This is a genomic window from Rhizobium sp. WYJ-E13, assembly GCF_018987265.1.
Taxonomy (GTDB): Bacteria; Pseudomonadota; Alphaproteobacteria; order Rhizobiales; family Rhizobiaceae; genus Rhizobium.
The window spans coordinates 1,282,846-1,297,554 of the sequence record NZ_CP076853.1 but is presented as its reverse complement, the minus strand read 5'-3'; the positions used below and the strand labels follow the sequence as shown (position 1 = coordinate 1,297,554).

The following is a 14,709-nucleotide window of genomic DNA, read 5'->3' as shown; positions in this document are numbered from 1 at the left end:
ACCGAATCGCTCCTATATTTTTCCCGCTCCCGGCAGGAGCATGCCGCCCGTCAGTTGCGAAGCTGTTGACAGCACTGCCTTGGTGGAAAGTCGAACCCGTTCATGTTTTTTTGATCGGGCTCGAGAAGCGGTTGACGGGTGACGCTTCAAAAAGAGTCCGGGAGAAAAGAACATGTCCGTCAACGACATTAGGCCTACCACAATCGAGGGCATCAAGCGCCTCGCGAAAAGCATCTCCAAGCAGGACGACGTCGCCCATTCCGTGGGTCTTGATCGCGCTTCGGTTCGAGCCGGTTTTTCAAACTACACCAACGCTCTGCGGATACTACAAACCTCAACGTTCGTTCCGTCGTCGCCCATTTTCTCCACGTTTATCAGCGTTCATTGGCGGAATCCGAAGACAAAAGCGAGTGGCAACGAGATCATCGAGGTTTCGCTGTCGAAGCCCCTCGACGAGATCATCGCAGCTCGCCAATACAAGCAGGCTCGCGGACTGGGATACTTCACGCGCTGGGCGTCCGACCTGATCCACTGCCAGATGAACATAGAGGGCGCGGATTCAGCTCTTGCCCTCGCCTGTAAAGCGGCGCGTACGTTGCAGTTCATGGCTTCTACCGGACTTAGGCCCTCCTCAAAAAGCATGCCCATCAGGGGTGATTTTGGACGCGACCTCCCTGGAAAAGATCATGGCAGCAGCTGGTACGATCCAATCGAAAAGCGTTATCTCTTCGTCGATGAACCCTACGCGGCAGCGGTAAAGGATCGGCAGCAGGAGCGCAGTGCATGGTCTCTTCGCAATCGCTGGGAAATTGCCAAGCCGCTTTGGGCTGGCATGTACTATCCGGAAGGCGGGAGTGAGCTTTATCTGATTTCTGACGGGCAGAAAGGCTTGCCACTTGGACCAGTTCTTTTGGTGCTGTCACGCATGCCCGCCCCTGTTGTACCCGAAAATTGCAAACGGGTGACCACGAGTGACGGTGAGTTTTTCCGGTCCCCTGGAGAGGTACGGGACGCAGAAGAAAAAGCTCAGAAGGCGAAACAGAAGCGCGGTCCCCGTACGACGGGCAATAGCGTGCCGTACCGAATGGTGATGGCCTCTGGCCGGCGGCCGAATGTAAAAATGGCTATCGCGACGCATCAGCGTGTCGGCCAACTGTTGAAGGATGTTATAAGTGCGACCCGGCAACGAGCGGGGATCGTCAACAGGCTCGCTTCCGTTCGTTCGGAACTGGATGATTGGGTCCAGCTTGAGTATGACAGCAACACTCTGCCTGACGATGTATTCTTCGAACTCTACTATCACGAGCGCAACATTGTGCCTGATGATGAGTATGGCATCGCCGGCCGCAGTCTTCACATCGAACGCTTGCAGGAAGCGAAGGCGCTGATCGCCTCCTGCTATCCCGATTGCAAGCCAGTTCGCGGTCTGCTTCGAAAGCTTGATCTTGCGCTTCAGTCTCTAACGAGTTGGAAGTGAACTTCAGCACGCCTCAGGGCATGACCTCGAGGCGCGCTCGCACCAGATTGTCACTCATGTCTTAGGTACGGACTGTTACCTATGTCTCCGGGTCGGACAAAGATAAAGATGGCGACCCCTGCAGGACTCGAACCTGCGACCTGCTGCTTAGAAGGCAGCTGCTCTATCCAGTTGAGCTAAGGGGCCGTCTGCATGTCGCGAGCCCGCGACACCAGAATTCTGTCTCAAGCAGCGGACGGATCAATGCGTCCAGGGCTGGGTACGGGTATAGCGGAAATTATCCGGGTAAGCGACGACCTGGCGTGCGGGATCCTTGGGCGCGATCACGCGGTATTCGATGCCGTTGCGCTTGGCATAGGCTTCGGCAAGTTCCTGCGTTTCGAAGGTCAGCTTCAGCTGCTGGCGCATATCGCCCGAAGACGTGTAGCCCATGATCGGGTCGATCTTGCGTGGCTGCTCCTGATCGAACTCCAGCACCCAGAGATGCGTCTTGGCCTTGCCGGACTGCATTGCGGTCTTGGCCGGACGATAGATCTTAGCAGACATGACTGCGGCGCCTCCGATATGCGGGCAACGCCCGCCTTTCATAATTCAGCCTGGGATCAGGCTTTGCTTCCATACCGAACATCGCAGGAAGAAGTGAATTTTGCTTAGCCGCGAATCCCCGTTTTTTCAAGGGAAAAGCGCTGCTGCCACAGCACCGGTGGATCGATGAAACCGATTGCCGCATAGCGCGTTTCTTATACGGAGCGCTTAAGGCGTAGCCCTCGTAGCCGGGTGTGGATAAGCGGGCAATCCTGTCACACAATCCGAAATGTTTCGGATTGTTGCATGTTTTGATCGCTTTCTAATTGTTATGGCCGGCATAGGGGACTACGATGTCTACCAACCGTTGTGATACGGGTGAGAGCTATGAGAACTTCTGCAGAATTCCATGCCATCATGATTGGAGCAAGCATCACTGCGTTTTTCTACGCAGCGATCAGCTATGCTCAATATGTCGGCTTGCTTGCTCAAGGCTGAGTCACAGCACGCTTGAGCAGGTGTGTCTTGCGACGTGAATAGTATCGTCGCCATTTTTCTGTGCGAAACACGTCCCGGACAAAAATATCTCTACAGCCACAGGCGACGACACGCTGCGAAGCCATCTCAAATTGCGGAAGATATTGGGAGAATAATGGTCGGAGTGGAGAGATTCGAAATCGCATCCGCCATTGAAAAACAAGCACGATTTTGAATTTTTGTAACGGCGTAACGGTCGTTCCTTTGTTCCAAACCTAACATCAAGTGGCTAATTTCGCCACTAGCTTTCGTCTTCTTTTTTCGCGATGGCGTCATTCATCAAGCCTTCAATCGCCTGAGAAACTCCTGCATTACGCGCTTCCAGCTGCTCGCGGACTTGAATCGCGCGCCTCACGCTGTCAATTGTCTCGTTTAAGCGCGACCGGTCTTCTGCGACAGGGATTAGAATGTTTCGCACATGCTCAGGCTCAAGGTGCTGTTGAACGGCCCCATATTCGTTCCTTAGCATTTGATCCTGGGCGAATTTAGATTGCAAATATGCAAAAATATAAAATCGAAGACTTTCATCCTCAACGCGAACTCGGATGAGGTCATCGCTCACAATCGCGTTGTGGTTTCGCTGGGTGATATAGGCGACCCGTCCAATAGTCCCGGAACGGGTTATAACGATGTCGCCGCGCCGAACGCGTATTGCATTAATGGCGCGAAGCTGAGCAGCTGACGCCCTGCCGACATCGAGCAGCTTAGCGCTATCACTTTTTTCCTGAAGAACCGCTGTGGGCGTAAGGTAAGGCTCAACGGTTGGGCCGGGTTCGTCAACAATGATCGATTCGCTCTTAAACCGCGGCCCCTTAAATATCTTCACGCCGGCGGCGATGTCGCCTATCGTCGAAACCGACCACCCCTCTTTTCCATCAATTGCTTGAACGGATTCCAACGTCTCATTGAGATGCGGGAGAAACATTTGTGGATTGATGTTAAGATTTTTGTCTATTTTGCTGCGATCTACAGAAAACGTATAGCCGGAGCTCTTGAGCTTTCCGTGCTGGAACTCTTCAAATGCCCTTCCGATTTCGGCAAGGTCGTGATCTACCTCTTCGGTCACATTGTTTTGAGCATCCTTCTTGTAAATTGGGATACCTTCACTGTCCTGGCCAACCTTCCGAGAGATTGCCATGAAAATTGGATAATTCGCGTTCGATTTTTCGGATGGCTTCAGTTTTTGAAGAATGATGATGCAGGTCCTGACGCCCGTGAAAGGCTGGAAAGTGTTCTTGTGGCAGTTGATAACCGCTAACAGACGGCAACGATCGAAGAGTATCGTCCGCCCTGGCCGGTAGGTCTGAGTGTCAAGAAAGCTTTTCGGCAGGACGATTCCGAGCCTTCCGCCCGGTTTAAGCCAATCGACACACCTTTCAAAGAAAAGCAGCTCAGGGGGCACGCCCTCAGGCGCAAGTTCGTCTGTCCGCTGATAAGCTCCATCAATATCGGTCCATCGTTTACCAGCTTCGAATCGCCGAAGAACATCCTCATGTGTGATGCGGCCCTCACCTACGCCCGCAAACGGAGGATTGGTTAAGATTACTGTAGGAAGACCTTCGCCTGCTTGACTTACAATCGTCTTGTCAAAGCCCTCATAAGCACCAAGGCTATCGCCGGCGGTCATGCCAGCATGGCCATCGCCATTGAGAATCATCGCGGTTTTGGCGACCTTGACCAATCTCCGGCTCGCCTCGACAAGAAAGAGATTCTTTCGATGTCGTTCCAATTGTCGTTGTTTAGCGATTTCGCTTCCCTCGCTTTCGACAATCTTATTACGAACATATCTCATCGCACCGGTGAGAAACCCTCCCGATCCGCCTGCCGGATCGAGTATAACATCCATGTAATCCGGGTTGATCATCGAAACCATTAGATCAACGACCAATCGGTTGGTGAAGAACTGACCTTTTTCTCTTTTTAGATAGACAGATGCGTATTGCTCGTAAGCGTGGCCCATTAGGTCCCACTCATGAGCAGCACCGGATCCAGAAAGAAGGCTGTAGTCCTGCAATTCCACAACCACGTCTGCGATGGCGCGGGCGCCTACCGTTACGCGCTCATGCTCACTAAATACATCTCGATTGGAGCGTTTGACGTCCTCGAACAGTTCACCTATTCGGGCCTTAACCGCGGCAATGCCTGTCTCGCTCGCGTATTCTTCAGGCGTGCAATAGAATTTTGGGAGTGGATCAGTGCCCTCTTCATCCATTGCCTTGGCGAGCATGAGCCTCACCATATCCATGGTTAGGTCTTCTTCCTCGCTATCATTGCCTCGACCGTGTAAGCGATTGTGGCATCTTCTCAGCAGGCCCTTAATATCTTTCGGCTTCTTTAAATCAACCTTTTTCCGTCTACCTAAAGCATCCCACGCTTCTTGATAGCAAGGAATGCCGATCCACTCGCGAAACTCACTAGAGGGCGACGAGAATCGGCGAAAATAAGCAACCTCATCATCCTCGCCAGAGCCGTTGAACCAAACCCCACCCTCGGCGCTGGTATTGAAAACATAGGAAACAAGTTGGTTGTAGCCGTCTTTGATCGACGGCGCTTTGCATTCGACAACAAGGAAGATGCGGCCCTGGTTGTTCGCAGCGCATGCAGATGCATCTCGGTAAATTACAATGTCTGCTCGAACAATCTTGCCATGAACATCGGTCAGTTGAGTGCTACCATGCTGCACCGCGACCTCTCGCTTCATAAGATTTTTGGGATAACCGTATTCATAGTGCAATATCCTGAGGTAACGTTGCCGAACTCGCTCTTCGGGAGTTACATCAAGTGGCATTTCAGTAAGAAAATCGACAATTTTCCCGTCAACGTTGTATTCAACATCGAAATGTATTTGATCTGATGCCATGCCGATTCCCCTCTCATGCGGAGGGCGGTATAGCGGCTAACTGCGATCCGGCAAAGTCGAAACACAAGGGCCGCTCGATCAGTCGCGCGATCAGAGACGTTTGTTCCACGCGGATATTATTGCGTTTACTTTTGGCTGCACACGCCGTCGCGCCTCATCGCGCTCCACGCCGGCTAGAAGCATTTGATCATAGTCAGTCATAGTATGGCGAAGCACGTTCTGCATCGTGATGCCGACTGCTTTGCCGATTGATGCGCCTTTCCAATCCTTTGCAGTGATCTCGGCGACAAAGAACGCGACCGCGAAATCCGGGCAACCGGGGTGCTTGCGCCGCAAGTGCTTTTCGATTGTTTCGGGTGAGAATTTTGCCATTAGGTTTTCCAGATTAAAAAGGCCCGCTGAGAAGCGGGCCGATTAGATTCTAGAGCGTGGCTGCCATGGTCTTGGCCTTCACGTATTCGGAATCCGTAAGGAGAAGACCGGCGACGTAGCCAGCAGCGAAATCGAAGTTGGCCGAATTATCCGAATTCGCTTTTGCGATCTCGGTAGCTTTCAGAATGATTGCCACCTGCTGAATATTGAAATCATCATCCGCAGGCTCCGGATGCTGATGGCTCTTCTCAATAAGCTGTTGCAGGATTGGCGACAGGCCGGAGCGGGTCCGCAAGTGCTCTGCGATCTTGCTGAGAGGCATGGGGGGCGTTGCGGGCGATTTACCCCCCGTGCTATTCAAATCTGTCATCGTGATTTCCTCTGTTATTGCGATGTTCAAACTGAGGGACGGCAAAGCGAAGTTTGGCGATGGAGCTTCGCCGTTCCCATTTTCGACGGCGATCACTCGCCTTTGACCTTCCATTGCGGAAGGGTCCACCGGACCTGCTTTGCAAGTTGGTCGCGGTATTTCGTAAGCCTGACGATATCCGCCAAAGCCTGTTTCCGTGCTTCCGGGTCGCTGAGGTCTGCGGCCTCAAGTTCGGCGATCCGGTTGCTGATCTCCCGCACCTTGTAGCGGTTGATGTAGCCGGCAAGCGTGTTTGCGGCGTCGAGATAAAGCCCGACGATCCTTTCCGCCCTGCCGAGCGCCCCGCGGTTAGGACCATCAAAATCGGGGATCCATTCCGGATCAGTGTCGCCGTCAGCCTCGTAGTCTGGCGAGTCTTTGACGCCGGCCCATTCGAGATAGGCGTTTACGTCCTCCCAATGGTCGGCCATGAACTCATGAAAAGGCTCTTTGAAAGCTTCATCGGCCACGCCGACCGATCGCTTTTGCTGCTCCTTCAACCGTTCACGATACGCGCGCTGATACTCTGCCGCCGTCTTGACCATCACTAACCCCTTCATTGATGATCTAACTTTTAACACGTTAGCGTTAAGATGCAAGAGCGTATAAGAACTCTGCATCGGCGCGCGTGTGTTCCGGCCAAATCCCGGTCACTTCGCCAAGGCGGGCGACAAGCTCATCACGGCCACCGAGCAGCGGAATGACTTCAACGAGCCGGTTCACGACCTCTTCATAGAGATCGTCGGGGAGATAGATTTCATTGGCTACAGTCTGCATTTCAAAAGCCCTTCGGTTCGATTTAACGCCTACCGATATCCCCGATCTAACATCAGATGTAAAGCGTTAAAAGTGATAATAACGAATAATATCAAATACTTAGTCAGTAAATATTGACTTACCGCCTGCCTCTCCGGGCGATCTTCTGCCGCGCCAAGCTCGCCTCATACTCATCACGCGCACCGGCGCGGGTCGCGTTGCACTGGTAGAAAATCTTGTCGTTGCCGAGCGATTCAGCCGTCAGGGCGAAATCCTTGGCGATGTAGCTTGCCCATCCGATTGCATTCCACAGCTTGCGTGTGTCCGTCTGCCGGCCCGCACCGGAACCTTCGACCTTGCCGCCCGCGCTTTTGAGAGCTTCGCGGAAGGCTTTCCACTCGCCGCGCTCTAGGGTGGCGATACCGTGAGCGTGAAGCCTCCCGGTCGGTGACACCTCTAAAGCAAGAGAGATTGGCACGGCACGACCCAGAAGGCGCTTGGAAGCGCGGTTGATCGCGTCGGCCAGCATCTTAGCCGGCGGACGATCAGATTGCCTAAGCCTAGTTGCCTGCTTCGCCGTGAGGTTCAATGTCCAGGCAACGGACTCGCTGCGGAACGCGAAGTCGAGAACACGGCGCTGGCGATCGTCAGGTGACAGGCGTTCCCATCCCTTCGTCTTCTTGTGAGCGGCACGGGTTGCCTTGATGGAAAGCTTGGCGTTCCTGCCTCTAGGCTTGTGGACTTCCTGATAGGCCTCATACTTCCGAAGCTCATTGGCTACGAGGGTGAGATAGAGAGGTTGGGAGGTGGTTAGGGTGTTGTTTGCATATACTAGATCTGCATCCCCAAGCGCGGCGCGAAGGCCTTGCGGCGTAGGGATTTCAGCCTGATTTTGAGACGTCGCAAATGTTGCAAAATCCACGTTTTCGAACGAGGCCATTTAACGAGCCTCTCGAAGAAAAAACGCATGAGAATCTTGACCTTCGCGCGTGCGATGGTAATATAAATCCATTCCAAACCTTCGAGGGTCCGGTCATCAGTCGAAAAGCTGACCGGCCCTTTTCTTTTGTGATCAAAGAACATTCTAGCAAGGTTGGAATTACTGCTCAATACGGCAGTTTTGTCTAAAAATCATTTAAAGATGGTCGTTAGACAGCGATTTTATACTTTGTCGTATTGACGGCATGCGGAGCAAATGGGAGAATCATAGCGATCAAACGCGGGGCGCTGGGCCGCCGTATATGTTGATCAAGATTGATTGCGAGCGCCGGAAGCCTAACTCCCTTCCGGCGTTTTGCGTTATCGGCCCCGGCCTGCTGAAAGCATGTTGCCCGGCCTCATCTGCTGCTGCAATTCTCGAATAACAACGCCGCGCATTGTCGTTTCCAATTCGGCGCTAATCTGCTTGGCAAGTTCGGCGTTTTGCTCGGGCGTTCCAGAGCTACCTGTCACTGTAACCGGTGCCGAAATGCTAATCTGCTGCACCGGCGCGCTGTTGCTATTCGCGGCCTGAAGATTCGGCTTGCGGAGTGCCGGGGCATCACCAACGTAGCCGCCTTCGGCGAACCCGCCGCGAAGTGCGCCACGGTGCATAGCTTCAAGGTTCGCAACACCAATCCGGCGCGTTGCCTCCTTGCTCATGACAAACTCGCCACGATGCACGACGCCTGCCGGCTCATACTTTCCACCATGTCCGGTAAAGCCACCTTCGGAAAATCCAAACAAGCCACCAAGCAGCGAACCGAACAGGCCACCGAAGCCAACGCCACCGCCCTCCTTCTGCTTGTCGGTTTTGGGCGCTGTGCCAAACAGATTTGCCAACGGACCCTCGCCCATAAGCAGGGCCTGAAGGCTCGCTTGAAGAAGGGTTTTCAGGAACTGCTGCAATGCCTCTTGTGCCGTCATCGTGCCGTCAATGATGCCGGTGAGAGCATCGGTCATGGACTGCCCGAAGAAGTGGGCTGTCTCCTGCGCTTGCTCTTGCTTCTGGCGGAAGTCGTCCACGCTGGTTTCTGCCGCTGCCATCCCCTGCGCGAGGCTGGCGATTTCCTGCCGCTGCTGTGGCGTGAGCGCGATACCGGCCCGCTGCGCTTCATTGAGCATTTCCTGCTCGTAACGCAGCGCTGCCGCTTGCCGTGCGGTCATACTCAGCGCCTGCTGTTCAATACCCTGCTGTGCCGTGTATTCACGCGCGCCACCGGTGATCTGGCTATACGCATCGGCCTGCTTCTGTGCTGCCTGCGTCAGCCGTTCGATCTCGTCGGCAGTTTGCTTCCCGCGCGCATCGGCGTCTTCGATATGCCAGTTCTCATTCGAGAGTGGGAAAGACAGGCCGAAGTTGCCGGCGTTCGAATGAACCCAATCACGGGCGCGGTCGTTCGAATAGCCAAGATCAGCAGCATTACCCTTGTTGTGCTGGCTATTGCCGGGAGGTGCCACCCACTTGCGCGCCTCTTCCGGGGAACCATACTTTTTGAGGGCATCAAACCAAAGCTGTCGCTGCCGTGCGATATCGCGGAAGCCGGAATTAATGGTGACGGTGCCCTTCAGATCATCCGGCATAGATGCGATCATTTTCGCTAGCTTCTCACGAAACGCTGTCTGCATTCCGGTGAGGCTATCCTTGCCCTTGCCGTTTGCGAGGATCGCGGAAAGGTAGGTCGTCGGGTCGTCCGTCGCGCTCTTGAGGTTGAGCGAGGAAAGCGCCTTGCCGCGCATCTCATTAGCCAGGGCGATTTCGCGCTGACCGGAAGCGCCGGCAATAGCCTTCTGATAGATTGCGTCAATCTTGCTCTTGGCATCCAGATCGGCGAGCGACTTCGCCAAATCCGGCACTTCTTCTTTCAGGGCGCGGATAGCGTCGGAATAGCTTTTGATGCCGGCGACGGCCTTCGCTGCCGCGCTGCCGCTGCCGGACAGGGCGTTGTTGAGGTTGTTCACGAGAGGGGTCGCGCCTTTGGCATCCTCGCCGGTCTTATAAACGAAATTGTCGCTATAGCCGTTGCGTCGGTCGAGAACATCGCGAAGCTTCATGGCTTCGCCGGTGAGTTCTTCTACAAGCTGCTTTTGACGTTCAATATTCAGATCAATGGTCGGATCGTCGGGAAACGCTGCTTTCTCTTCGTTGAGTTCGGCGAGGCGTGTCTTGGCCGTCTCAAGCTTCTGGTAAGCTGACACAAGCGCGGTCTGCACGTTGCGGGTCGTCTGCTCATCGATCTTGTTGAAACGGTCCAGGAAGTCGTCGGCGAGATACGCCGCGCTTAGAAAGGCTTCCTTCCAATAGGTGCCGAATGAGCTTGCAGCTTTTGACCACTTTCGATCAAATTCATCGGCGCGCTGAATAAGCTGGTCATCAATAACGATGCCGAGATCATTGGCTTCCTTAATCGTCGCGCGGATGCTGTCAGCGCCACGGTCGATAAGCTGCACGAACTTTTCGCCGCCCTGTCCGCCGAACACCTCATCGGAAACGCGGATGCGGGCCGCGCTATCGAATTGCTGCATACGGTCGATTATATCCAGCAAGAGTTCCTTCGGATCTTGGAGCTTCCGGGCAAGCTCTTCGGCGCTATAACCCATGCGCCGGAAGGACTCCGCGCCGCTGCCGCTGCCGGTCTGGACCCACTCATCAGCGCGAAGGGAAAGCTCCTTCATGGCGTCGGTTAGCGCATCGATCGGGATGCGGTTTTGATCGGCAACGAAACCGAGTTCCTGAAAGGACTTGGACGACAAGCCGGCCATCTTGGCGCTGTCACCGATTTCCGCAACTCCCTTCGCAAGCTCGCCGACGCGTCCAATGATTTCGTCCAGGCCACCCACGGCAAGCCCGCCCGCGATACCGCCTAGCAAGCCCTTGCCGAAGCTGCCGAGCGTTCCAAGCGCGCCGTCCATAGCCTTCTCGATACCGGAACCGGCTGTTTCGGCTTCCTTCTGGATCGCGCGGAAATTGGTGCGGCTCTTTCCCTTTGAGCGCTCAAGATCGCGCTCATACTTGTTCAAGCGGGCTTCGAATGTCACCAAAAGGCGCTGCTCATCGCTCATTCTACTATTCCTTATGCGGCTGCGGCTTCATCGTGAAGCTGGTCGAATTCATCGGGATCACGGTCGAAAATTGAGCGCTGATTGTCGTTTGCCGCTGCCCGGAAAACGGACAAGGCGGAAGCAATCGCGCCATCGATATGGTTGCTGTGGCGAGTGCCCTTGTGCATCGTGGTCAATTCGCTGGCGCTGGTCGCGCGCTTCACGACGACGCTCTCAAAGTGATTGCGAAGGATCGGGTGAGCACCGTGCCGGATGCGGCGACCGTTCACGATGCGCTCAAGGTCACAGATCGGGCCGTGCATGTGCTTCGCCGTCTGGGGAAGCTGAAGCACGGTGATGCCGTGATCCATGAGCTTCGCCATGAGCGGGCCGGCAAGCGACGGATCGAAGACGACTTCCTGCACGTCAAAGGTGCCGCAGAGATCAACGATCTTGTCGGCGATCGCATCGGGCTCGATCACCGGGCCGTCGATCACGGTCAACAGGCCGTCGTCGCGCCATCTGGGATAAGGAACCTGCTCAAGCTTGGCCTTATCCTCCAAGCCTTCGGACGGCAGGAAGAACCACGGGTGAACCGAAATGCGCCCATCCTCGTGTCGGAACGCGGCGACAATAGCCGTAAGGTCGCCGGAACGGGACAGGTCCACGCCTAGCCAGCACGGCAAGCCCTCAAGCTCGCCAAGGTCGAAGTTCGGATCACGGCCCGCATCATACACGCCCATATCGAAGAGCGGATCGCGGGAAGCGGCCTGCCAGATATTCAGGTTTAACTGCTGGAACTGGTAGCGGGCCGGCGGGCTATTCTCCGCTTCCTTCGACTTGTTGCGCAAGCCGACGATGTTAGGGAATCCATAAGGCAGGCCAGGGTTCGCCTTCGTCCAAGTCGCTTCGTCTCGCCAGTCATCGCCGGGTTCAAGCTGGAAAAGGATCGGCAATACGGTCGGGTCATCAATCTCGCCGGTAGCTACCTTGTAGGCGTAATCGTATTGTTCAAAGCCGAGATTATCTTGCCCGCGTCCTGCCGTGGTGCAGATGATGGTGAGCGGGTCGGCCACCTTCGTCGTGCCGGAGTCCAACGCCTCGAACAAGTCGCGGTTCGGCCACTGGTGAATCTCGTCCATAAGGATGAAATTCGGAGTGGTGCCATGTTGCGCCCTGCCGTCGCTGGAAATCGCCTTCAGCGTCGCACCATTACGCCGGTTCAGGATCTGCTTGGCAGAATTGAAAGCGTCGTTGATCTTCGTCGCGCCAACAAGCCGGCGATCCATGCGGACAATGTTCGCCGCCTCACGGAAACCGATGCCGGCCTGCTCGCGGTCGCAAGCAGCAAAGATCACCTGTCCGGCCGGCACGGCTTCGGGACCAAGCAGATGCAAGAGCGACCACGCGGCGGCGTGGCTAGTCTTGCGATTGCCACGGCCGAGCATGACGAATGCCTTCTTCACGACGCGGGTGCCATCCGCGTTGCGCGGCCCATAGATGCGCTTCGTCATCCGCTCGAACGGCGTGTAAAGCTGGAAAGCGTGCTTTGGTGCGGTGCTGGCCGGGTGGCGCAAGGCGCGGAGAAAGCGCACGGCGCGGTCGCCGTAGCCAAGCGGATCATCAATCGGGCTGTTGTCGAAAACCCATGCCGGAAAGGCACTCTTGCTCATCAGCGCACCATAAGCGGGTTGTCGCTGTCGTCATCGTCTGCGGCTGCACTGCCGACACGGGCGCGCGATACCGGCGACAAGCCATATTCGGCGGCAAGCTGCCGCGCCGTCTGCATGGCCTTGTCCTGAAGGCGGCAAAGCTTCAAATCGATTTCGCCGGACGCGCGAAGGGTGTCTTCAATCTCGCGGACAAGACCACGGGCGCGGCAATAGTCTTCGACGCCACCGAGATCGGCACGGGTGATGATGCCCCGTTCGATAAGGCCGGGCATGATCCGCTTCCATTCGGCGCGCGCATAGGCGGAAAGCTGCTTTGGCGCTGCCGGTGCTTTCGTCAGTGCGTTGCTGTCGCGGGAAATGGCCGGCTTCACCCCACGGGTATGCGTCACTTCGAGGCCTCGCCGCGAAGTTCCAACGCATCGCGCCGGCCCAATTCCTTGATTTCCTTCAGGCCGTAGGCCGTGCCGTCATAGGTCACGCGGTCGGCTGTGGTAATGCCAGCCTGAAAACGGACACGGAAGATCACGGTGCCGGTCTCTGCCTCGCCGTAGCCGGTGAAGAATTCGCTCGCCGTTTGTTGAAGGACTTCAGCCCATACCGTGGCGATAGGTGTCCACGCCTTCACGACGCTGCCGGACGGCTTCACAGTTTCCGTCTCGCGCTCGATGGTGATACGGCGATCCATGCTGCCGAAATTCAGCATCAGACGAACCACCGGATAAGAGCTTCGACGGACAGAACGCCGTGACCATAGGCGGGGTCAGGGTCGCGCGGGAACCGGGATGCGGTGACACGGAAATGGTCACAAAAGCCGCCTTCAACCACAACATTACGCTTGTCGAGTGCGGCCATAGCCGCACCGGCAATCTCCTTTGCCGCGTCCTGCCCTGCGTCTAGCGTCCAAACATGAAGGTCGAGATAAACCCACGCGACGCGCTGGCTGGTATAGTCATGGCCGTGCAATGAGGTATTGCCATCGCTCATGATAATGCAAGGCGCCTTGTCAGGGCGCGTGCTGCCGGCTCGGATATGATCAGCCGGCACGAACGCCGTCACCTCTGGCGAAGCCAAGAGTGCCGCACGGATTGCGGTCTGAAGGGCAAGCGTCGGTTCAAACATTCTTTCCATTCCATGCGTCACGCACGGCCTTCCTGCCGGCGCGGTCAATTCGTTGCTGGAGGCTTTTGCGGAGAAGCCGAAGAGCCGGCCAAAAGAACGGTTGGGCTTCTGTCGTGCTCGTGCCGTATTCGACAAGGTGCGCGTAGCGAACATCGGCGTCGCCGGCTGTCACGATAACTTCCGTCTCGCCAGCTACACGGGAGCCACCCGGTTGACTATATGCCGGCGTCGTCTCGCCGGGGCCGGTCACGGTTATGCTGTCCGCGAGCGCGTGCGTGTCCTTTGGCGCGAGGTGCTGTTGTGCATCCGCAAGTTCGTTCGCCGACGCCTCAAGAGCTTTCGTGATTTGCTGGCGCGGTGCCTTCTTGACGCGATCAAACGCGCTCATAAGACCGTCGAGGCCGTCGCTACTCGCCATCGGTGAACCACTTTTCGCGGTAGCTATCGAGAATCGAGGTGACGCCGTGCGGCGCAAGCTGCATCGAAAGCCCAAAAGCCGCGATGTTCCTGCACTCGAAATAGAAGGAAACGAGGCGCAAAATCGCGATTTTCACGTCTGCCGGAACTGGGTTGAGATCGGCGATAGGCTTGCCGATGTAGTTGCCGCACCATGTCTCCGCGGCCTCAAGATACAGCGAAATAAGCTCATCTTCGGCGGTTCCATCCACCTTCATATGAGCCTTGGCGAGGTCGATCGTCACCGCGCTCATGCATCTTCCCCTGAAAAAGTTATATTCGGCGTCTCTTGCGCGGTGCTCCCCGCGCCGGTCCCCTTCGAAGGTGGAATGTTTCGAGCCACCCCCGGCCTTCGCCCCGGCCTTTTCCGAGGCTTCTGTTTTGCGTGAAAGACTGGCAGCCTCTGGCGTTGATGCATGACAGCCATTGGCGTTGTGATGGCCTCACGGATCGTTGCGCCGCGCTCTAGACGAGCGATGATGATGGATGGCGTAAGCCCGAAGTC

General features: G+C 55.9%; 15 protein-coding genes and 1 tRNA gene. 1 reads left to right on the top strand and 15 read right to left on the bottom strand.

Features of this window, described 5'->3' with window-relative positions; all coding sequences use genetic code 11:
- Window positions 1-172 precede the first annotated feature (172 nt).
- Entirely contained in the window at window positions 173-1,477 is a 1,305-nt protein-coding gene (locus tag KQ933_RS06570; protein ID WP_216757902.1) for a DUF5623 domain-containing protein, read from the top strand.
- 109 nt (window positions 1,478-1,586) lie between these two features.
- Here KQ933_RS06570 and KQ933_RS06565 read toward each other — a convergent pair.
- The 15 genes from KQ933_RS06565 to KQ933_RS06495 form a co-directional block, all read right to left on the bottom strand.
- Window positions 1,587-1,663: transfer RNA gene (locus KQ933_RS06565), tRNA-Arg, on the bottom strand.
- A gap of 54 nt (window positions 1,664-1,717) precedes the next feature.
- Window positions 1,718-2,023, bottom strand: a complete 306-nt coding sequence (locus tag KQ933_RS06560) for an ETC complex I subunit (protein ID WP_112568114.1) — start codon at window positions 2,021-2,023, stop codon at window positions 1,718-1,720.
- Between the two features lie 757 nt (window positions 2,024-2,780).
- The gene (locus tag KQ933_RS06555; RefSeq protein ID WP_216757901.1) at window positions 2,781-5,399 is read right to left on the bottom strand and encodes an N-6 DNA methylase; all 2,619 of its coding nucleotides are present in this window, start codon (window positions 5,397-5,399) and stop codon (window positions 2,781-2,783) included.
- A 90-nt stretch (window positions 5,400-5,489) separates the two neighbouring features.
- Window positions 5,490-5,771 (bottom strand): DUF2293 domain-containing protein, encoded by a 282-nt coding sequence (locus KQ933_RS06550; protein ID WP_216757900.1) that lies wholly within the window; start codon window positions 5,769-5,771, stop codon window positions 5,490-5,492.
- Window positions 5,772-5,820: 49 nt separating this feature from the next.
- Complete coding sequence (locus KQ933_RS06545; protein WP_216757899.1) at window positions 5,821-6,141, bottom strand: hypothetical protein; 321 nt, start codon at window positions 6,139-6,141, stop codon at window positions 5,821-5,823.
- 92 nt (window positions 6,142-6,233) lie between these two features.
- Window positions 6,234-6,800 carry a hypothetical protein gene (locus KQ933_RS06540; RefSeq protein ID WP_216757898.1) on the bottom strand — a complete coding sequence of 189 codons (567 nt, stop codon included), beginning with the start codon at window positions 6,798-6,800 and terminating at the stop codon, window positions 6,234-6,236.
- Window positions 6,769-6,957: a hypothetical protein gene (locus KQ933_RS06535; RefSeq protein WP_216757897.1), complete on the bottom strand. Its 189-nt coding sequence runs from the start codon at window positions 6,955-6,957 to the stop codon at window positions 6,769-6,771. The genes KQ933_RS06540 and KQ933_RS06535 overlap by 32 nt, the downstream gene beginning before the upstream one ends.
- Before the next feature lie 118 nt (window positions 6,958-7,075).
- Window positions 7,076-7,876, bottom strand: coding sequence for a hypothetical protein (locus KQ933_RS06530; RefSeq protein WP_216757896.1), 801 nt, complete (start codon window positions 7,874-7,876; stop codon window positions 7,076-7,078).
- 359 nt (window positions 7,877-8,235) lie between these two features.
- Window positions 8,236-10,977, bottom strand: coding sequence for a D-alanyl-D-alanine carboxypeptidase family protein (locus tag KQ933_RS06525; protein ID WP_216757895.1), 2,742 nt, complete (start codon window positions 10,975-10,977; stop codon window positions 8,236-8,238).
- Window positions 10,978-10,988: 11 nt separating this feature from the next.
- The gene (locus KQ933_RS06520; RefSeq protein WP_216757894.1) at window positions 10,989-12,629 is read right to left on the bottom strand and encodes a terminase large subunit; all 1,641 of its coding nucleotides are present in this window, start codon (window positions 12,627-12,629) and stop codon (window positions 10,989-10,991) included.
- Complete coding sequence (locus tag KQ933_RS06515) at window positions 12,629-13,018, bottom strand: phage terminase small subunit P27 family (protein ID WP_216757893.1); 390 nt, start codon at window positions 13,016-13,018, stop codon at window positions 12,629-12,631. The genes KQ933_RS06520 and KQ933_RS06515 overlap by 1 nt, the downstream gene beginning before the upstream one ends.
- Window positions 13,015-13,332, bottom strand: coding sequence for a phage head closure protein (locus KQ933_RS06510; RefSeq protein WP_216757892.1), 318 nt, complete (start codon window positions 13,330-13,332; stop codon window positions 13,015-13,017). The genes KQ933_RS06515 and KQ933_RS06510 overlap by 4 nt, the downstream gene beginning before the upstream one ends.
- Window positions 13,332-13,748, bottom strand: coding sequence for a DUF3168 domain-containing protein (locus tag KQ933_RS06505; protein ID WP_216757891.1), 417 nt, complete (start codon window positions 13,746-13,748; stop codon window positions 13,332-13,334). The genes KQ933_RS06510 and KQ933_RS06505 overlap by 1 nt, the downstream gene beginning before the upstream one ends.
- Window positions 13,741-14,166, bottom strand: a complete 426-nt coding sequence (locus KQ933_RS06500) for an HK97-gp10 family putative phage morphogenesis protein (protein ID WP_216757890.1) — start codon at window positions 14,164-14,166, stop codon at window positions 13,741-13,743. Before KQ933_RS06500 ends, KQ933_RS06505 begins: the two co-directional genes overlap by 8 nt.
- Entirely contained in the window at window positions 14,156-14,458 is a 303-nt protein-coding gene (locus KQ933_RS06495) for a head-tail connector protein (RefSeq protein ID WP_216757889.1), read from the bottom strand. The genes KQ933_RS06500 and KQ933_RS06495 overlap by 11 nt, the downstream gene beginning before the upstream one ends.
- Window positions 14,459-14,709 lie beyond the last annotated feature (251 nt).

Excerpts from the sequence above, each read along its gene's own strand:
- KQ933_RS06540 (WP_216757898.1), bottom strand. The coding sequence starts at position 6,800 with ATGCAGAGTTCTTATACGCTCTTGCATCTTAACGCTAACGTGTTAAAA.
- KQ933_RS06550 (WP_216757900.1), bottom strand. The coding sequence starts at position 5,771 with ATGGCAAAATTCTCACCCGAAACAATCGAAAAGCACTTGCGGCGCAAG.
- KQ933_RS06530 (WP_216757896.1), bottom strand. The coding sequence starts at position 7,876 with ATGGCCTCGTTCGAAAACGTGGATTTTGCAACATTTGCGACGTCTCAA.
- KQ933_RS06495 (WP_216757889.1), bottom strand. The coding sequence starts at position 14,458 with ATGAGCGCGGTGACGATCGACCTCGCCAAGGCTCATATGAAGGTGGAT.
- KQ933_RS06525 (WP_216757895.1), bottom strand. The coding sequence starts at position 10,977 with ATGAGCGATGAGCAGCGCCTTTTGGTGACATTCGAAGCCCGCTTGAAC.
- KQ933_RS06505 (WP_216757891.1), bottom strand. The coding sequence starts at position 13,748 with ATGTTTGAACCGACGCTTGCCCTTCAGACCGCAATCCGTGCGGCACTC.
- KQ933_RS06545 (WP_216757899.1), bottom strand. The coding sequence starts at position 6,141 with ATGACAGATTTGAATAGCACGGGGGGTAAATCGCCCGCAACGCCCCCC.
- KQ933_RS06520 (WP_216757894.1), bottom strand. The coding sequence starts at position 12,629 with ATGAGCAAGAGTGCCTTTCCGGCATGGGTTTTCGACAACAGCCCGATT.
- KQ933_RS06555 (WP_216757901.1), bottom strand. The coding sequence starts at position 5,399 with ATGGCATCAGATCAAATACATTTCGATGTTGAATACAACGTTGACGGG.
- KQ933_RS06535 (WP_216757897.1), bottom strand. The coding sequence starts at position 6,957 with ATGCAGACTGTAGCCAATGAAATCTATCTCCCCGACGATCTCTATGAA.
- KQ933_RS06560 (WP_112568114.1), bottom strand. The coding sequence starts at position 2,023 with ATGTCTGCTAAGATCTATCGTCCGGCCAAGACCGCAATGCAGTCCGGC.
- KQ933_RS06500 (WP_216757890.1), bottom strand. The coding sequence starts at position 14,166 with ATGGCGAGTAGCGACGGCCTCGACGGTCTTATGAGCGCGTTTGATCGC.
- KQ933_RS06510 (WP_216757892.1), bottom strand. The coding sequence starts at position 13,332 with ATGCTGAATTTCGGCAGCATGGATCGCCGTATCACCATCGAGCGCGAG.
- KQ933_RS06570 (WP_216757902.1), top strand. The coding sequence starts at position 173 with ATGTCCGTCAACGACATTAGGCCTACCACAATCGAGGGCATCAAGCGC.